The 16,067-nt window shown below is 41.6% G+C and carries 15 protein-coding genes and 1 pseudogene; 5 read left to right on the top strand and 11 right to left on the bottom strand.

Going from position 1 to position 16,067, the window contains the following annotated elements; genetic code table 11:
- Positions 1 to 30 precede the first annotated feature (30 nt).
- Both CI595_RS16850 and CI595_RS16845 read left to right on the top strand, forming a co-directional pair.
- Complete coding sequence (locus tag CI595_RS16850; protein WP_095174807.1) at positions 31 to 1,200, top strand: UDP-N-acetyl glucosamine 2-epimerase; 1,170 nt, start codon at positions 31 to 33, stop codon at positions 1,198 to 1,200.
- A 794-nt stretch (positions 1,201 to 1,994) separates the two neighbouring features.
- Positions 1,995 to 3,191 (top strand): polysaccharide biosynthesis C-terminal domain-containing protein, encoded by a 1,197-nt coding sequence (locus CI595_RS16845; RefSeq protein WP_095174806.1) that lies wholly within the window; start codon positions 1,995 to 1,997, stop codon positions 3,189 to 3,191.
- 578 nt (positions 3,192 to 3,769) lie between these two features.
- On the opposite strand, the gene tnpC is transcribed toward CI595_RS16845, so the two are convergent.
- The 8 genes and pseudogenes from tnpC to CI595_RS16805 all read right to left on the bottom strand — a co-directional run.
- Positions 3,770 to 4,531 (bottom strand): IS66 family transposase, encoded by a 762-nt coding sequence (tnpC, locus tag CI595_RS16840; protein ID WP_243135196.1) that lies wholly within the window; start codon positions 4,529 to 4,531, stop codon positions 3,770 to 3,772.
- Positions 4,532 to 4,644: 113 nt separating this feature from the next.
- Positions 4,645 to 5,589 carry a tyrosine-type recombinase/integrase gene (locus CI595_RS16835; RefSeq protein WP_095174805.1) on the bottom strand — a complete coding sequence of 315 codons (945 nt, stop codon included), beginning with the start codon at positions 5,587 to 5,589 and terminating at the stop codon, positions 4,645 to 4,647.
- Positions 5,590 to 5,694: 105 nt separating this feature from the next.
- Positions 5,695 to 6,471 (bottom strand): ATP-binding protein, encoded by a 777-nt coding sequence (locus CI595_RS16830; protein ID WP_095174804.1) that lies wholly within the window; start codon positions 6,469 to 6,471, stop codon positions 5,695 to 5,697.
- A gap of 6 nt (positions 6,472 to 6,477) precedes the next feature.
- Positions 6,478 to 6,852, bottom strand: a complete 375-nt coding sequence (locus CI595_RS27490; protein ID WP_330397314.1) for a hypothetical protein — start codon at positions 6,850 to 6,852, stop codon at positions 6,478 to 6,480.
- A complete protein-coding gene (locus tag CI595_RS27485) occupies positions 6,759 to 7,088 on the bottom strand; it encodes a Mu transposase domain-containing protein (protein ID WP_456318629.1) in 330 nt (109 codons plus the stop codon). Before CI595_RS27485 ends, CI595_RS27490 begins: the two co-directional genes overlap by 94 nt.
- Positions 7,089 to 7,617: 529 nt before the next feature.
- Positions 7,618 to 8,541, bottom strand: coding sequence for a tyrosine-type recombinase/integrase (locus CI595_RS16815; protein WP_162291906.1), 924 nt, complete (start codon positions 8,539 to 8,541; stop codon positions 7,618 to 7,620).
- Positions 8,542 to 8,603: 62 nt separating this feature from the next.
- Complete coding sequence (locus tag CI595_RS27375) at positions 8,604 to 8,891, bottom strand: tyrosine-type recombinase/integrase (protein ID WP_408608204.1); 288 nt, start codon at positions 8,889 to 8,891, stop codon at positions 8,604 to 8,606.
- A gap of 156 nt (positions 8,892 to 9,047) precedes the next feature.
- Positions 9,048 to 9,274, bottom strand: a pseudogene (locus tag CI595_RS16805) (UDP-glucose 6-dehydrogenase); the annotation flags it as partial.
- 241 nt (positions 9,275 to 9,515) lie between these two features.
- Here CI595_RS16805 and CI595_RS27185 point away from each other — a divergent pair.
- The 3 genes from CI595_RS27185 (at position 9,516) to CI595_RS16790 (ending at position 12,289) form a co-directional block, all read left to right on the top strand.
- Positions 9,516 to 10,043, top strand: coding sequence for a VanZ family protein (locus CI595_RS27185; protein WP_095174800.1), 528 nt, complete (start codon positions 9,516 to 9,518; stop codon positions 10,041 to 10,043).
- A 294-nt stretch (positions 10,044 to 10,337) separates the two neighbouring features.
- Positions 10,338 to 11,057: a hypothetical protein gene (locus tag CI595_RS16795; protein ID WP_095174799.1), complete on the top strand. Its 720-nt coding sequence runs from the start codon at positions 10,338 to 10,340 to the stop codon at positions 11,055 to 11,057.
- 56 nt (positions 11,058 to 11,113) lie between these two features.
- A complete protein-coding gene (locus CI595_RS16790; RefSeq protein ID WP_095174798.1) occupies positions 11,114 to 12,289 on the top strand; it encodes an IS1096 element passenger TnpR family protein in 1,176 nt (391 codons plus the stop codon).
- 282 nt (positions 12,290 to 12,571) lie between these two features.
- Here the strand turns inward: CI595_RS16790 and CI595_RS16785 are convergent, their stop codons facing one another.
- Genes CI595_RS16785 through CI595_RS16775 form a run of 3 tightly spaced genes read right to left on the bottom strand, consistent with a single transcriptional unit; the run spans position 12,572 to position 15,907 of the window.
- Positions 12,572 to 13,546 carry an extracellular solute-binding protein gene (locus CI595_RS16785; RefSeq protein WP_095174797.1) on the bottom strand — a complete coding sequence of 325 codons (975 nt, stop codon included), beginning with the start codon at positions 13,544 to 13,546 and terminating at the stop codon, positions 12,572 to 12,574.
- A gap of 3 nt (positions 13,547 to 13,549) precedes the next feature.
- Positions 13,550 to 15,133, bottom strand: coding sequence for an ABC transporter permease subunit (locus tag CI595_RS16780; RefSeq protein ID WP_095174796.1), 1,584 nt, complete (start codon positions 15,131 to 15,133; stop codon positions 13,550 to 13,552).
- Positions 15,134 to 15,145: 12 nt separating this feature from the next.
- A complete protein-coding gene (locus CI595_RS16775) occupies positions 15,146 to 15,907 on the bottom strand; it encodes an ABC transporter ATP-binding protein (RefSeq protein ID WP_095174795.1) in 762 nt (253 codons plus the stop codon).
- Positions 15,908 to 16,067 lie beyond the last annotated feature (160 nt).

Raw genomic sequence — 16,067 nt, 5'->3', positions numbered from 1 at the left:
TGCTACATTGGCATAGGAAGGAATTAAACTATGAACTATGAAGATATTAAATGGAAAGAAAATGGTAAGTTAAAACTTCTTATCATTGTAGGAACCAGACCGGAAATTATCCGTTTGGCAGCGGTTATTAATAAAAACCGTCAGTATTTTGATGTCATTTTGGCACATACCGGTCAAAATTATGATTATAATTTGAATGGAGTTTTTTTCAAAGAATTGAAATTGGATGATCCTGAGGTCTATCTTAACGCTGTAGGAGATGATCTTGGTGAAACTTGTGGAAATATTATTGCGCAGAGCTATAAGCTGATGGTAGCAATTAAGCCGGAGGCTGTTCTCGTTTTGGGCGACACAAACTCTTGTTTGTCTGTTATTGGAGCAAAAAGATTGCATATTCCAATATTTCATATGGAAGCGGGAAACCGCTGTAAAGATGAGTGTTTACCGGAAGAAACAAACCGTCGTATCGTTGATATTATTTCTGATGTAAATATGGCTTATTCCGAACACGCAAGACGATATCTCGCAGATTGTGGATTTCCAAAGGAAAGAACATATGTGACCGGCTCTCCAATGGCAGAAGTATTATATAATAATCTTGCAGAGATTGAAGAATCGGATATTCATGTTCGCTTGGGATTAGAGAAGGGAAAGTATATCCTTCTGTCAGCACATCGAGAAGAAAACATTGATACAGAGAAGAACTTTTTAAGTCTCTTTAAAGCAATCAATAAAATGGCTGAGAAGTATGATATTCCGATTCTTTATTCATGTCATCCACGTTCTCGTAAGAGATTGGAGCAGAGCGGATTTAAGCTTGATTCAAGAGTGATTCAGCATGAGCCACTTGGATTTCATGATTATAATTGCCTGCAGATGAATGCATTTGTTGTTGTATCAGATTCTGGCACGCTTCCGGAGGAAAGCAGCTTCTTTATATCTGTAGGACATCCGTTTCCGGCAGTTTGCATCCGTACGTCTACCGAACGACCAGAAGCATTGGATAAGGCATGCTTCATCCTTTCAGGGATTGATGAAAAGGGATTGTTACAGTCTGTTGATACGGCAGTCGAGTTGAATAAAGCTGGCGATTATGGCATTCCAGTACCGGATTATATTGAAGAAAACGTTAGTACCAAAGTAGTGAAAATCATCCAGTCTTATACGGGGGTGGTTAATAAGATGGTATGGCGCAAATAATAACATTACGATATAAGGAAAAGATAGCTAAAAGTAAAGTTGATGGGGAGTAATAATAGATATAAGATATACAAATTAGAATATTTTTTGGTGATGGAGCATGCTCCTTTTATCAGAGGCATTCGCTGGAACTGCTCTATGAATCCTCTTATGTTGCAGATAACATGGACGTCTTGCTTATGCTACTGACCGTCAGTTCTTTACAGTGGTTACTGCGGATGCGGGATGTGGCAAGTCCAACAAATATAATGATTTGTAACTGAATCCAGCCGGATGGGTATGATTTCCACAGTCCATGGTGTTTTAGATTTTTCTGACAGTCTATCTGAAAAGTCATGCTCATGTATCTGCACCACCTTTGTCTACCACATAACGAATCATGTGCTCGTCGATTAGACATTGTTCTGCTGAAAGGTATACATTAGTCATTTTTCACTAATCCGATTGATGCCTCTTGGAATTACCTGCTCGGAATTTAATTCTTTGGTTGAACCATTTAGAACAAAAATAGCAGAATTTTCAGAATATAGAATGAATTCGGATTATTGACGAAAAGCTAACTCAGTTGTTTTTGATTATGTAATGAGTCACGTGGATATTTTGGATTAAACATGCAGAGAATTGGTAAAACATCAACTTAGAACTATAGATGAGTGCATGTTAGAGCTAAGTAAAACAGTAAAAGATGAGCCAGTCAATGATGAAAACTTAATACCGTTGAAGAATCGCTTCCCGGACTTAATAGAGATGAGGCAACGAAATAGCGACGGAAGATTAAAGGAGAATAAAGCAGAATGAATATTTTAGTGACAGGTGCAAAGGGCATGGTTGGCACAGCCCTCGTTAACAATTTAATAAATATAAGAGATAATAAAAATCGGACAAGACCGGAAATTAAGATTGATGAGATATATGAATATGACCTTGACTCATCGATAGCAGACTTGGAAGAGTACTGTCAGAAAGCTGACTTTGTGTTTAACTTGGCGGGCGTGAATCGTCCGGAAAATCCAGACGATTATATGAAGGGAAACTTTGGATTCGCTTCAGAACTACTAAACACTTTAATACGGCATAATAATAAATCGACGATTATGTTATCTTCGTCTATTCAAGCTACATTAGCAGGTAGATTTGGATATTCAGATTATGGAAGAAGTAAAAAGGCTGGGGAAGAACTCTTTTTTGACTATGCTACCAAAACTGGTGCAAAAGTAGCGGTATATCGTTTTTCTAACCTGATGGGACATTCCAAACCAAAGTATAATTCTGCCGTCTCTACATTTTGTTGGGCCGTAGCAAATGATGAAGAATTTACGGTAAATGACAGAAGCACAGAACTGGAACTTCTCTATATCGACGATCTGATTGAAGGTATGTTTGATCTCTTGGAGGGTAAGGAAAAACATTGCGAATTTGATGGTGTGGAGACTGTTGTCAAGGAAGATGGCAGATACTGTTGTGTTCCAGTTACTCATAAAGTGACTTTAGGTGAAATTGTGGATTTGCTTCAACAGTTTAAAGAGCAGCCGACAACGCTGATGATGCCGAAGATGCCAGAAGGATCGTTTGCAAAGAAACTATACAGTCTGTATTTGAGTTATCTTCCTGTCGATAAATTTAAGTATGCCATTAAGACGAATGTGGACGATAGAGGTAGCTTTACAGAATTAGTTCACACAGAGGATTGTGGTCAGGTATCTATTAACATTAGTAAACCAGGTATCATAAAGGGACAGCACTGGCATAATAGCAAGTGGGAACTTTTTATTGTGGTTGCCGGACATGGACTGATTCAGGAGCGAAATATTATTACTGGAGAAATAGTAGAATTTGAAGTATCCGGTGATAAGGTTGAAGCAGTACATATGATTCCAGGATGGACGCATAATATTATCAATCTATCAGATACAGAGAATCTGATTACAGTGATGACGTGTAATGAGATTTTTAATCCGGAAAGACCGGATACGTTTTATGATCCAGTGTAAGTATTTTTTACAAAAATAGACAGAGGGATGTATTGGATAAGTAACATTAAACATGATTTGCTTCTGGCTCTGAAATCCAGAAAGTGAGGGTGTTAATATTTCTGTGTCCTGATAAGCTGAATGTTTCTGATATGAATTAGATATGTTCAAGGAGTTAGTCGATTTCAGTTACTGCTTGATGTCGATTCCTTTTTTCCACTGGTCTATACCATCTTTGTCTATTTTTGCATCTAAGCGGGCGTTCTTTGCGTTACATTTTTGTAGGGCCTGGAATAAAATGGAGGTATTTTGGTAATGTCTTGAATGCCGACGGAATATTGCGGGAGCAGGACTTCTATTAACAGAGCATTGTCCCTTTCATTTAAAGATATTTCGTCAGGCGTTCATCATAAAGGATAAGCAGGTGACTGGATGCTTGGTCCCAGTTTCAATAAATATTCTTGTGCGGTGAAACCGCATATCCGGACTGGTGGAAGTATACGGTCAACCATGAGTACTGGCTTTTTTTCGACCGCCGTTTCCGGCGGCCAGGTCTACACATTGGTTGATTTAGACTTGCTCCGGCAGATCTCAGGTAACTAATCTGACCAGGGAAGTAGTTCTTCTATAAAGCTGTAATCCGTGTCATCCTGATGGTCTTTCAAAACTGTCAGGACATAGGCCAGATAACGGAACGGATTCAGGTTATTCGCCTTTGCTGTTTCCGTTATGCTATAGATGATCGCGCTGGATTTCGCGCCATCGATACTGTCGATCAGCTTCCACGCATGTTTATGCACACAGAAGCTGCGGAGCGCTCCTTCTGTTACGTTGTTGTCAAGAGGGACTTCACCATCATTCAGGAACACTCTCAGGGTCTCTTCCTGATTGATACAGTAATTGATTCCTTCCAGTGTTTTCCCTTTGGAAAGACGACCAGAGGATTGAACCTCTTTTGTCCACGCAAAGAAAGCCTCCACCAGAGGTTGGACTGTGATCTGCCGCTGTTTCTTCCGATCATCCGGTTTCAGATCAGATAATTGATTGTCCAAATGATAGATGGCTCCAATCCGCTTTAGTGCCTCATATGCAACAGTATCTTTTGCGGTTTTTTGTGCCGCTTTCGGAAGGGCTTTTAAAGCATCCGAGAAATACCGTCTTGTATGTGTCCAGCATCCGGCAAAAATAATATCCGGATTTTCCCGATCCAGCTTCCAGTAAGCGGAATAGCCGTCGCAGACAACCACGCCTGCGAAGCCCTTCAAAAATTCTCTTGGGTGGTCTGCTTTTCGGGTACGCTGATATTCGTACAGGATGATCGGCGTGTCTGTGTAGATCTTACCGGTGCGGTAGACCCACATATTATGTGAGTAGTCACATAATATGTGTTATGCGCTGAGTTTTTGAAAATGGCTAAAACCTACAAGAATACTGTATTTCAGCCACTTATTCAAAAAACTCATAGCATAATTATTTATCTTGAATTCTGAATGAAATCGGGTATATCCTGATTTTTTGAATGCGGTTGTCCCAGTGCCTTCGGTATCCTTGTTTCAGCTTTTCTTTCTTTCAATATCTTTGAAACAGATTCTTGATGGACGCGCAGATAGTTCTCTGTGGTCTGAACAGATTCATGGCCCAAAAAGTTTCTTATATATATGAGTGGCACCCCAGCTTCAAGCATGTGAATTGCTTTGCTATGACGGAAACTGTGTGGGGAATAACCTTTTTCCCTAAAGTGATTCGGATTATTGGTTTTAGCCAAAGTTACATACTTGCAGACAAGGTTTCGGATACATGCAGTTGTTATCCGGTCAGACCTCTGGCTTGGAAACAGATGCTCGTTCCTGTCCTCTTTTAAAGTTTTCCCTCTTTCTGCCAGATATCTTTTTATCAGTTTCATGACATCGGAGGAAATGGGGATTTCGCGTGTCTTTTTTCCTTTCCCGTGGATTCGGATAGTGGAAGTTTTAGCAAATGTTATATCGCCAATCATGATGTCACATACTTCCTGTGCCCTTGCACCGGAATCGTAAAGCAGAGCCAGTAACGCAACATCCCGGCTGCCGGACTTACCTTCCGTTGTGGGAATGCCCAATAAAATCCTTATCTCTTCCGCAGAAAAATACGGAATGACTGCTCTGGGAACTTTTGGGGTCTGTGCCACCGAAACTGCATTGTATGCACCGAGGGAAGCTATCTCCCGGCCAGAAGCATATTTCAAAAATGAAGATAATGCCGATATGCGTTGCTTTTGGGAAGCTGCACTATAATTTTTTTCATTTTGGAGCCAGAGCAGATATTCATCCAGGGTCTTTGTGGTGATATCCGAATAGTTAATCCTGTAATGCGGGACACCTTTTATCTCCTTGAAAAACTGGAATAAAGTCACAAATCCATCTGCATTGTATATTACCATGAAAATGTACCCCTGTTCCGGAGGAACGGATACCGGAAGTCCGGGACTATGATACCGCAAGTCCGGAACAGAGATACCGTACTTAGCAGATTGTTACCTGCGAGTTTACTCGCTTAATGCAGGATCTAGTCCGTATACTTCCCGCATGGATCTATAATTCGCCGGATCTGTCGGGATGATGTTGATCTTGTATGCATCATGTTTGATGCGGTCCAAAATTGCTTCCGAAAGAGGGCTGTCATCCCCGCCCAACTGATCGTACCATCCACTGGGATCATACTGGGAACAGAAGATGGTGGATGACCTCCTACGTCTCCTATGGAGTAGTTCCAGAATGTCATGCTGTTCCGATTCTGTAGGCTTCAGCAGAAGCCATTCATCGATGATCAGCAAGACTGGATTGGCATATTTCCCTTGGACTTTCTTATATGTGCCGTCATTGCGTGCCATCTCCAATTCGAGGAGCAGATCCGGAAGACGGATATATTTCGTCTTGTAGCGCTGTTTACAGGCTTCCATCCCGAACGCGCAGGCCAGATAGGTCTTCCCACTCCCGGTAGCTCCTGTGATAAAGAGATTCCTATGCTCTGCGATATATTCACAAGTTGCAAGCCGTTCGATCAGTGGCCGGTTCAGCTTTCGCCCGGAAGTATAATTGATATCGCCTATGTATGCGTCCGGCTGATCAAACCCGGCATTGCAGATCAGACGTTTCAGACTGTTGCTCTTACGGTTGCTGTATTCGATATCCACCAGCATCCCGAAGCAATCCTCAAAAGGAATCTCTTTCATCCGGGGGTCTTCCATCTGGTTACGGAATGCATCTGACATAGAAGTCAGGCGCATTTCAATGAGCTTATCTATGGTTCTTTGTGTAGTCATGATTCCTTACCTCCTGTAGTAATCAGCGCCTCTTGTAAGCGCATGGCTGCTCTTTGCTGGTTCTGTATGGCTGCCAGTTGTCGGCTCTTTGTCCAACTTCTCTGGCTGGTCATTTCCGGTATCAAGGATGTTCTTGATACTCTTATAGCTGGGAGCTGCCGTAAAAGAGAGTGCCTTCCGGCAGGCAGCTTCCAAACGGTCTACAGAATATTTGTCGGCCAGTTTTAAAAGCCCCATACAGCTGCGGTAGGACTGTTGTTCTACACGTTTGGAGGTAAGGACCGCATCTACAACCTGATAGGTACTGGAGCCAATCCGCTCTGCCCATTTGCGGAAACAATCACCGTTCCATTCCAGATATTGCTGGTGGGAAGCCGGCATGTGCTCTGTAACTGTGCTGTATTGTCCCTTGCGGCCGTAAAGCCGGCGATGGGACGCGATCCTGTTATGGTTGTAAAAAATCTTTTATCTGTAACCCTCACATCAACTTTGCGTTTTATATACTCATAAGGGACTGAGTATAGCATTCCGTCAAAAGATATGTGATAATTGAATTGAACGGTGGCTTGTTTCCATTCCGTCAGTTCATATGGGGTAGCAGGTAACGGTGTCAGCAATGGCAGTTCTTCATCGCGGAAGATTTCGTATCGGCTGCCCTCTTTCTTTTGGAAGGGATGGCGGCTGAAGGAGTCAAAGCAGTTTGTTAAGGACTGGATCCGTCAGCTTAGGATCCAGAGGCCATGAAAGGCCCTGCTCTCTTGCGGCCTTCAGTACTTTATTGACTGTTGCTTTAGATGCGCTGCAGCTGAGAGCAATGTTGGTTTGGCTGAGACCTAATCCAGACAGTCGGATGATCTCATGATACTTGGTCATAAGAGGTGACCTCCTTTGAAATGTATTTACGCTTCAAAGCGCATAGATACATTATAAAGGAAATGGTATCATTTAGCTGGAATCTCGGTATCCAATGCCCGGAATGGCGGTATCCACCAAACCGGATTCGCGGTACTGTGCCTCCGGAATGGCGGTTTAAAAAAGACCGGAATACTCATGCATATGAGGAAAGGGTATTTTTAGAACATTTTTTGTTTAGCGGTAAATATAGGCTGAAATATTCCGCAAGCTGCTTTGTAAATAAAGTTTGCTTCATCCCCACACCTCCGGAAAGAGTCCTTTATTGAACTCCTTCATTTTATCCATGATATCCTGGCTGTTTTCTGTTGTCATATGGAGATAATGTTCCGTCCCGTAAAGATTTTCATGCCCCATATATGTAGAAAGTATCGGGATCTCATTGTACATATCTAAGCCGTTATTATCTAACTGGCGGAAAGCTGCCACTGCAAAACTATGGCGGAGACAATGCAGGCAGATATTTCTGGAATGTTTCGGTAGATCTGGTTTCTCTATGCCAATATATTGGATACATTTCAGAAATGCATCCCTTATCCATGAACATGAAATGGGATTCCCGGTTCCGGAAGGAAAAAACCAGTTTTCTTTCTGGGTAAGTCCACTTATTGAATATATCTTTACATTTTCCGTCAGCGTTTTGTGCATAGGAACAATTCTGTCCCGGTTTCCCTTTGCATTTCGCACATGGATAATACCGTATTCCAGATTAACATCTTTCGTCTTCAGTAGCCGTATTTCGTTTAATCGAAATCCACAACCGATATACATTCTCAGCATTACGCTGAAACAAGCAGCATTGTGACGATGTTTTTCAGAAGCAGAAAACACCAGGATATCTGCGGCCTTTGTCAATGCAGCCAGGTCATCTTCATGAAATATATACGGAAAATAATTCTTTCTGCCGATTACTTTCTCCGGTATAAAAGCACCGTGTCCAAGTGATTGCAGATATTTCGCAAACTGTATATAAGTTGAAATATAAATATTCACTGTATTTACACTGAGCTTTTCCGGGAGGGCTGCAATCCAGCCATCAATGATAGATGGTGACAAGCTCTGGCCGCTAAGATTAGCATCCTGTAAATACTGGTCGAGCGAGACAAAAATATGGCGTATTTTTGAAGTTTGATGGCCCTGGCTCTCTCTTAATCCCATATAAGAATTTAATCTTTCCTTTAGGCAGCTTTCAAACCGGATGGGAGTTTTCATCTGTCAATTCACCGCCTTTCCTGGAAATAAGCAATCAGTTCATTGGAAAAACCCAGCACTTCTATAGCGCATTCCCTCAGACGCTCTGCTCCAACACGGATATAATGTCCAGCGACATCGGGAGAAGTCTGGCCTAATACCTGTTGGATTTCCGGATAGCTCTTCCCCTTCGCAAGAAGATGTGACGCCAGACTTGATCTAAGGGCATGGGCACCATGCCTTCTGGAGGACACTTCTATGTCGGACCGTGCAATCGCTCCGGATACAACGGCATAAATTGCCTGTGTGCTTAAAATAGAGGAAAACAGCTTTATTGAAGAACTGCTTCCATGGTCCGATCAATTACCGGAGATCTGTCGGAGCAAATCTAAAACAACTAATATGTAAACCTGACTGCTAGAAATGGCGGTCAAAAAATGGACCAGTACTCATAGTTTACCGTATACTATGTTCAGCACACGGTCCGCGATAAAATCTTTCCTTGTATCGTTACTTTCCACAATCGCACTTATCATATTCTGCGGTACTTTATCATAGTTTGCCAATAACTGTTTTGTATTTTGGGGCAGGTAATACCCCCATATCCGAAACTTGGATTATTATAATGCGTACCAATACGCAAATCTAGACAAATCCCATCAATAATAGCTTTCGTATCTAACCCTTTCATTTCTACGTCCTCCTGGAGAAGTGTTGCAAAAGTATGGGACGTGTTTACCAACTTTTCATCAGCTTTATCGGTGGAAACTACAATACTGATATCCTAATTACTTCTGTCACATCTTTCGCCATCCGCTACCGTAACTCAATAGTTAAAAGCAATAAATCAACTCCCGAAATATTTACTTGCCTGCATATAATTTAAGTGGTAACCTGATAATAACAAATAATAAATCAATGAAAGAGAGCAAAAAACCACATTGGACTTATATCAAATTTTCATCACCCACAACAGAGCCTGGACAGTCCGTGAAGTTATCGGTTTTTCTATACTATTTACCATCGCATTACTGACAGCACTATATTTACTGCACAACAAAAAAATAAAACCATCACAGGCCATATCAGGCTTGCTCCTTCTTCTCTTCCTAGGCATCGTATTCGGCTCCACGGTATTCACCCGCATGCCAATGGAACGGCAATACAACCTGGAACTATTCTGGTCCTGGAAAGCAGTCTTCTTGAACCACAGCCGTGAGATGCTGAAAGAAAATCTGCTAAACTGCATACTATTATTCCCCATGGGCCTATTGCTTCCGGTAACATTTAACCGCAGGCTAAGCTGGTGGAAGGGACTGCTCGCCGGCGTTATTGTTTCAGGTATGATCGAAACTTTCCAATTAATATTCTGCAGAGGATTATTTGAATGGGATGATATAGTCCATAACAGTCTTGGCTGTATGGCTGGATGCATAATAATCAGTACCGTTCTAAAACAGAAAAAATAGTCTGCCGCCTCAACAATTACTGCATTAAATTAAAATAACGCAAAAGAGTGAGTCATGGAGCTGTCAAGCCAACAAGCCATCAATCCAATAAGCTATCAGACCAACAAGCCATCAATCCAATAAGTTGTCAAACCAACAAGCTATCAATCCAATAAACTGTCAAACCAATAAGCCAAGCTGCCAATCCAATAAACCATTAAACCAATAAAGCCAAATCAATAATCCACTAAAACAATCCCCCGCCAAATCAGTACCCCATCAATACACCACACTATCATACAAGGAGAATACCCTATGAACAAACTCTGGAAAAAATTCGACCAACTATCCACCCGATGCTACGAAGATATGATCCAATCCAACCCCACCATGGACAACTGGGATGAAGCATTTTCCGTATTAGTTGAGATCACTGAGGAAGGAAGACAACGAGACAGCAGCTTCGCCCAAGAGATGTACCAGTTAGAGGAGAGCATTGAGTACAAATGCGATGTCAGCGGATGGTTTGAAGATTACATGGACGAGCTTGAGATGTGTGAGAGATATGACGGGCTTCAGTATGTCTGCGAAAAAGTCCTCCAATTATTCCAGTGGAAAGAGGAGAGCCCTTCAGACATTAAATTCCACATTGCATTCGCCATGGCAGGCCAGGGGAAAAACAAGGAAACCCTTGCCTTTTGTGAGGATTGGTATAAAGCAGAGTATGACAATATAGTTGCAGCAACTTCTCTGATCTATGCGCAGACCGCAGTGAAAGATTATCAAGGCGCGGAAGCCGTTGTTAAAAAATTTATCACCAAAGACACGGTTTGTTCGGAGGAAAATGATATTATCTATACCGCAGCTTCCCATTTATACAAGGTTAACGGTAATAAAAAAGAAGAAAAACGCATAAATAAGGCTATTAAAACATATGAGAAAGAACTGGAGGAGTATTTTTTGAGTTTAGATGAAGAAGATCTGGATTTCGATTTAAATCTGGATATCCCAGATGAGGAACTGCCATTTAAATAAAAAACGCATAAAATTACAGAAGATTTCCCACGCACATATAAATAGAGGCATATAAAATGGAAAAAAACAAAAAATCAGTCAAAGCAAATATACTGAATATGCAAGAAGTACAAGCGGCTGCAGAGTGTTTGGCAGAGGACTACATACAATTCTTAAATTATATGGGTAACAATACCGTAAAATTAACCGCAAGAACCATACGTTTGGGAAAGAAGGACTGCTTTGAAATCAACAGTCTGTTCCATTGTGCACCGGAGATATGGCAGGGGGCGGGGCGCACACAGGAATATTATGTGGAAATAGATTATTTTTTCTGTTTTTCAATATATTATGGGATCATCCGTCCATTCAAAAAGGGCAGCAGCTTTTTGGTTGAGATGACCGGAAAAAAAGAACAGTTCTTAAAGATGACCAGTACCCAGCGCTATGGCATTATGCTGACATACATGTTTGGAGAATACCTGTGGAGCGAAAACAGTGATGGCTGCACAAATGATTTTTCCCATGCATTAATGCGTGATGAGTGCATGCCTGTAGATTATTCGCAAATTACAGACATGAGAAGTTTCAAATACATTTACTTAACATTCCCCAGGTTGTTTTCGGTCTTTGGATTTTTGGAAATTAAATGGGTGGAAACATTAGAAAAAGATGATAAAAACGGGATGCACCATATACGTCTGACAAGTCTGGGAATGGATATCTTCCGCTTCATTCGCATCCGAGATCTGTTATCTCTCTGGGATGAGGAAAGGATTCCTTATCTGCTGAACAAGTTTACGGCACTTGGTTCCACCATTGATGACGTAAAAGCGTTTATGCAGCCGGAAAGCACATCCGGTGATGTTACATACATACTGAAAGTGGAGCTGGGGAGCTGCATGAGAAAAATCAGGATAGGCGGCAGGGCAACCCTGGAGGAACTACATGAAGCGATACAGCGGGCAGTTGACTTCGATAATGACCATATGTATTGTTTTACGATAGGATTTGGAAGAACAAAGAAAAGTTATTACCATCCCTATTGTAGAGACAAGGCATATCTGGCAAATGAGGTGTATTTGCAGGAGATACTGCTGTATGAAAAGATGAAGTTTGAATACCTTTTTGATTTTGGAGACTGCTGGAGATTTGAAATTACAGTGGAGAAAATCCTTCCGGAGTATACGGAAAACGCGGGGGTGATCGAACAGAAAGGAAGAAATCCTGAGCAATATTGGGACGAATTTTAGGATACGTTATAAGATGTGCATGCGCCAGAAGCAACCAGATAAGAGAAGTATTCCGGTAGCTGTTCTGCAAGTCTGCGAGTTCCGAGTACTGACCGTCAGAAAGCGTTCAGCGTGCAGGCAAAAATCTCATTGTGAAAACAATTTTGCACGGCTTTTTGCTTGTAAGAGTGAATGTAGTAAGTTACTAAACAGTCACGAATTCTGCAGAATAGGAGTGCTGTACGTGCTGTTACACCATTGTGTACAGCACGCGCAAGCAGCCTGTGAAGGACCTGATATGCTTCAATATTTCCATTTACCAAGCAATTCATCCCGAAGTTCCAGATCATCGATTCCCGTCATATCCGCATATTTAATATCCTCCGGATAATTCTTCATTTGACTCTCCTGTCCTTCCAATATCTTCCCCGGATTATAATGGTCCTTATCATAAACAAGATAGTCATTTACCAGATAAGTAAACACATCTTTAACATCCTGCTTATCATCCTTCCCTTTCACAATACTAACCCCATCCAACGAATACGGTGACCCGGATTCGGGATAAATCATTTTCAAAGGATTTCCATTATTGATCTCCGTTACCACCTGATATGTGAGGGCAGTACCCACAGCACATTCCCCCTGAATCAATAATTTCACCGGACCGGACCCCGACTCAGAGTATTGTTTTACATTCTCATTGAGTTTGTCAAAATAATCTAACGCCTTGTCCTCCCCCCACACATTCCTCAGATTTAGATAAAAATTATATCCTGTGGAACTGGATTTGGGATTCTGGATAGAGATTCTATTCTTAAATTCCGGTTTCAGCAAATCTTCATACGTTTTGGGTTCATCAATCCCATACTTTTCCAGAATTTCCGTATTTACCGCAAACCCTCCGCCATAACTCTCCCATATTAAATACTTTCCATGCTCCGGAAGCATACCCTCTATATAATCCAAATGTGAATACTCCGATACATCGGCCAAAGCATCCTTCATTTTTTCCATATATCCGGTTTCAATCCCCAGCACAATATCTGCATCAGAGCTTTCTTTTTCCGTTTGAACCTTAGCAGCCACCTTTGCTGTAGGCATGTACATGATCTGTACGTTTAACCCCGGAAATTTTTCTGCCAGATGAGCTTTCAGATCATCATTTCTATATTGTTCCAGAGCGGAATAAATCACCAGTGTATTACTATCCTGTTTATTTATGAAAAAATACAATGCTGCGATAACAACCAATAATCCTGCCAATATCTTCTTCATCTTCTAATTCTCCTTCCTTACAAAATACAATTTCAGGAAATAGATCACACCCTTCGCCGCTACATTGATCAGCAGGATCAAAATAGAGATAAATGCAATGGGTTCAATCAGTGACTGAGAATCAAACTGGGGGATCAGAAGGGCCAGAGGCATATTTCTGAAATTTGCCAGGAAGGAAATAGCTGAGATCGTCACCATACAGTTCACAAATATATAGCTGAACATCTCTAAAATCGTCCCCCTTGTGCAGGGCATGTACACATCCATCAGCATCCTCATTTTAGAGATTCCCAGAGAGTATGCAACATCCTCTAGATTACCGTTGAATTTGGATAGTGAATTATAAGCCAGCAAATAAGGTGACGCAAAAAAGTGAGTGATATTCACAGTGATCAATATGGCAATTGTCCCATAAACAAAGCTTCCCTGGAAAAACAGCACATAAGACAAGCCCAAAACAATACCCGGAAACGATAAGGAAACCAGGGAAATCAAATGGATAGCCATGGAAGAAAAGTTCTTCCCTGAACGGGCGGTAACGTATGCCGCATAATATGTAACTAATGTACCTGCTAAAGCCGTTGTCAGCCCGATAAACAGGGAATTCAGCAGATACCCCCCAATCCCCAGATCCATTGACTCCGTTATATTATCAAGCGTAAAACTGAAATCAATCGGATACTGCTTTACAAAACTTAAAATAATAAACGTAACAATAGGCAGACTGATCAAGACAAGTGTCACTGCACATACAATTTTGGCAAAAATATCGCGTTTCTTGTTTTTCTTTATTATATAGGGCTTGGTAACAGTACTGCCTGTACCGGTGTCCTTGTTCATCAAGTCAATGATAAATGCAATGACTGCAGGAATCAGCAGGATGACGCCGATAATTCCCCCTTTTGAATAATCAAGCAGCCCAATGACTTCCCGGTACATATAAACAGGCAGCGTCATCATTTTGCCGCCCACGATCAACGGCACACCATAATCCGTGAATACCACGGTAAACACAGCAAAGAAAGCAGAGATCAGCGGTTTTTTTAGATTGGATAGGGTAATGGCCTGTAACTGCTGTTTTTTTGATAATCCCAGCACATCCGCAATCTCATATACAGTGAAATCTTCATACTGAAAGATATCTGTCAGCATCAGAAATGCCATGGGGCAGGAATACAGTGTTGCCCCGATCACGATACCTGTCAGTCCATACAGGTGAATGTTTATCCCTGTTAAATTAGTGAAAAAACCGTTGTCTCCGAATAACAATGTCAATCCCATACCATGGGAAATAGAGGGGATCAGCATGGGCAGTGTAAAAATAACCGACCACACACCTTTATGCCGGATCCTTGTCCTGTTGACACACCAAGCCAGCAATAATGCCAGACTTACGGATACAATAGTTGTCACAAGAGATGAAATAAAGGAGTTCCATAACATTGGCCCAAACTGCGCACTGGATATAACCTCGCTGATATCTCCGATTGAAATATGGGCTGCCAGGGCAATGATCGGGCAAATAACATGTAATATTAAAAATATGGCCACAACAAGTTTCAGGCCGTGAAAGGTTCTGTTCTTCATACTTCCTCCGTCCTATAATCTGCCGATACATTTTGACAGTGACTCATATTTCTGATTCAAATGACCCACCACAAAGCTTTGGATATATTCATTCGCAGGATTATTGTATATTTCCAGAGGGGTATCCAGTTGTTCAATGGTTCCGGTGCTCATTACCATGATCCTGTCGGAAAGGAAAAATGCTTCCTCCTGGTCATGGGTAATATAAATCATGGTAGAATGGAATTTTCTCTGGATGTCCTTCAGTTCCCGCTTCATGATCTCTTTATTTTCAACATCCAGTGCACTGATGGGTTCATCGAGCAGAACAATGGACGGGTTTAAGGCCAGGGTGCGGGCGATTGCCACTCTCTGCTGCTGGCCTCCGGAGAGATGATGCGGCCTTTTCTTTAACTGGTCACTCATGCCTATCATTTCCAGAGTCCGCTTGGCACGCTGCGTGGCATCTGCTTTTGTTTCAGGCCTGATCTTAAGGGCATATTCCACATTTTCCAATACGGTCATATTGGGGAATAAAGCATAATTTTGAAAGATGATGCCCATTCCTCTTTGGGATGCGGGAAGTTTGCTTATATCTTTTCCATCCAACAGTATTTCACCTGCTGTCTGTGATTCCAGACCAATGAGTATTCTTAATAAGGTTGTCTTACCGCAACCACTGGGGCCCAGGACACTGAGGAATTCTCCTTCTTTTACTACAAATGATAGAGATTTTAAGACTTGTTCTCCATCATATTCTTTTACCAGATTTTTTACTATCAATTTTTCTGCCATATGGTTTTCTCCTTGATATGATAAGCCGTAGATTTTTAATTATGGATTGCTGAAACTCACTATTGTGAGGAAAAATAGAATTACCTGCAGTCTATATCGGGGGTGGAGGCCAATGGTCTTTTAGAGAAAATAGCTGCTGAAGCCGGGTTATTTGTTTTAA

The sequence above is a fragment of the Blautia hominis genome, assembly GCA_002270465.1.
In the GTDB taxonomy this organism is placed as follows: Bacteria; Bacillota; Clostridia; order Lachnospirales; family Lachnospiraceae; genus Blautia; species Blautia hominis.
This window is presented reverse-complemented; position numbering and strand designations above follow the sequence as displayed.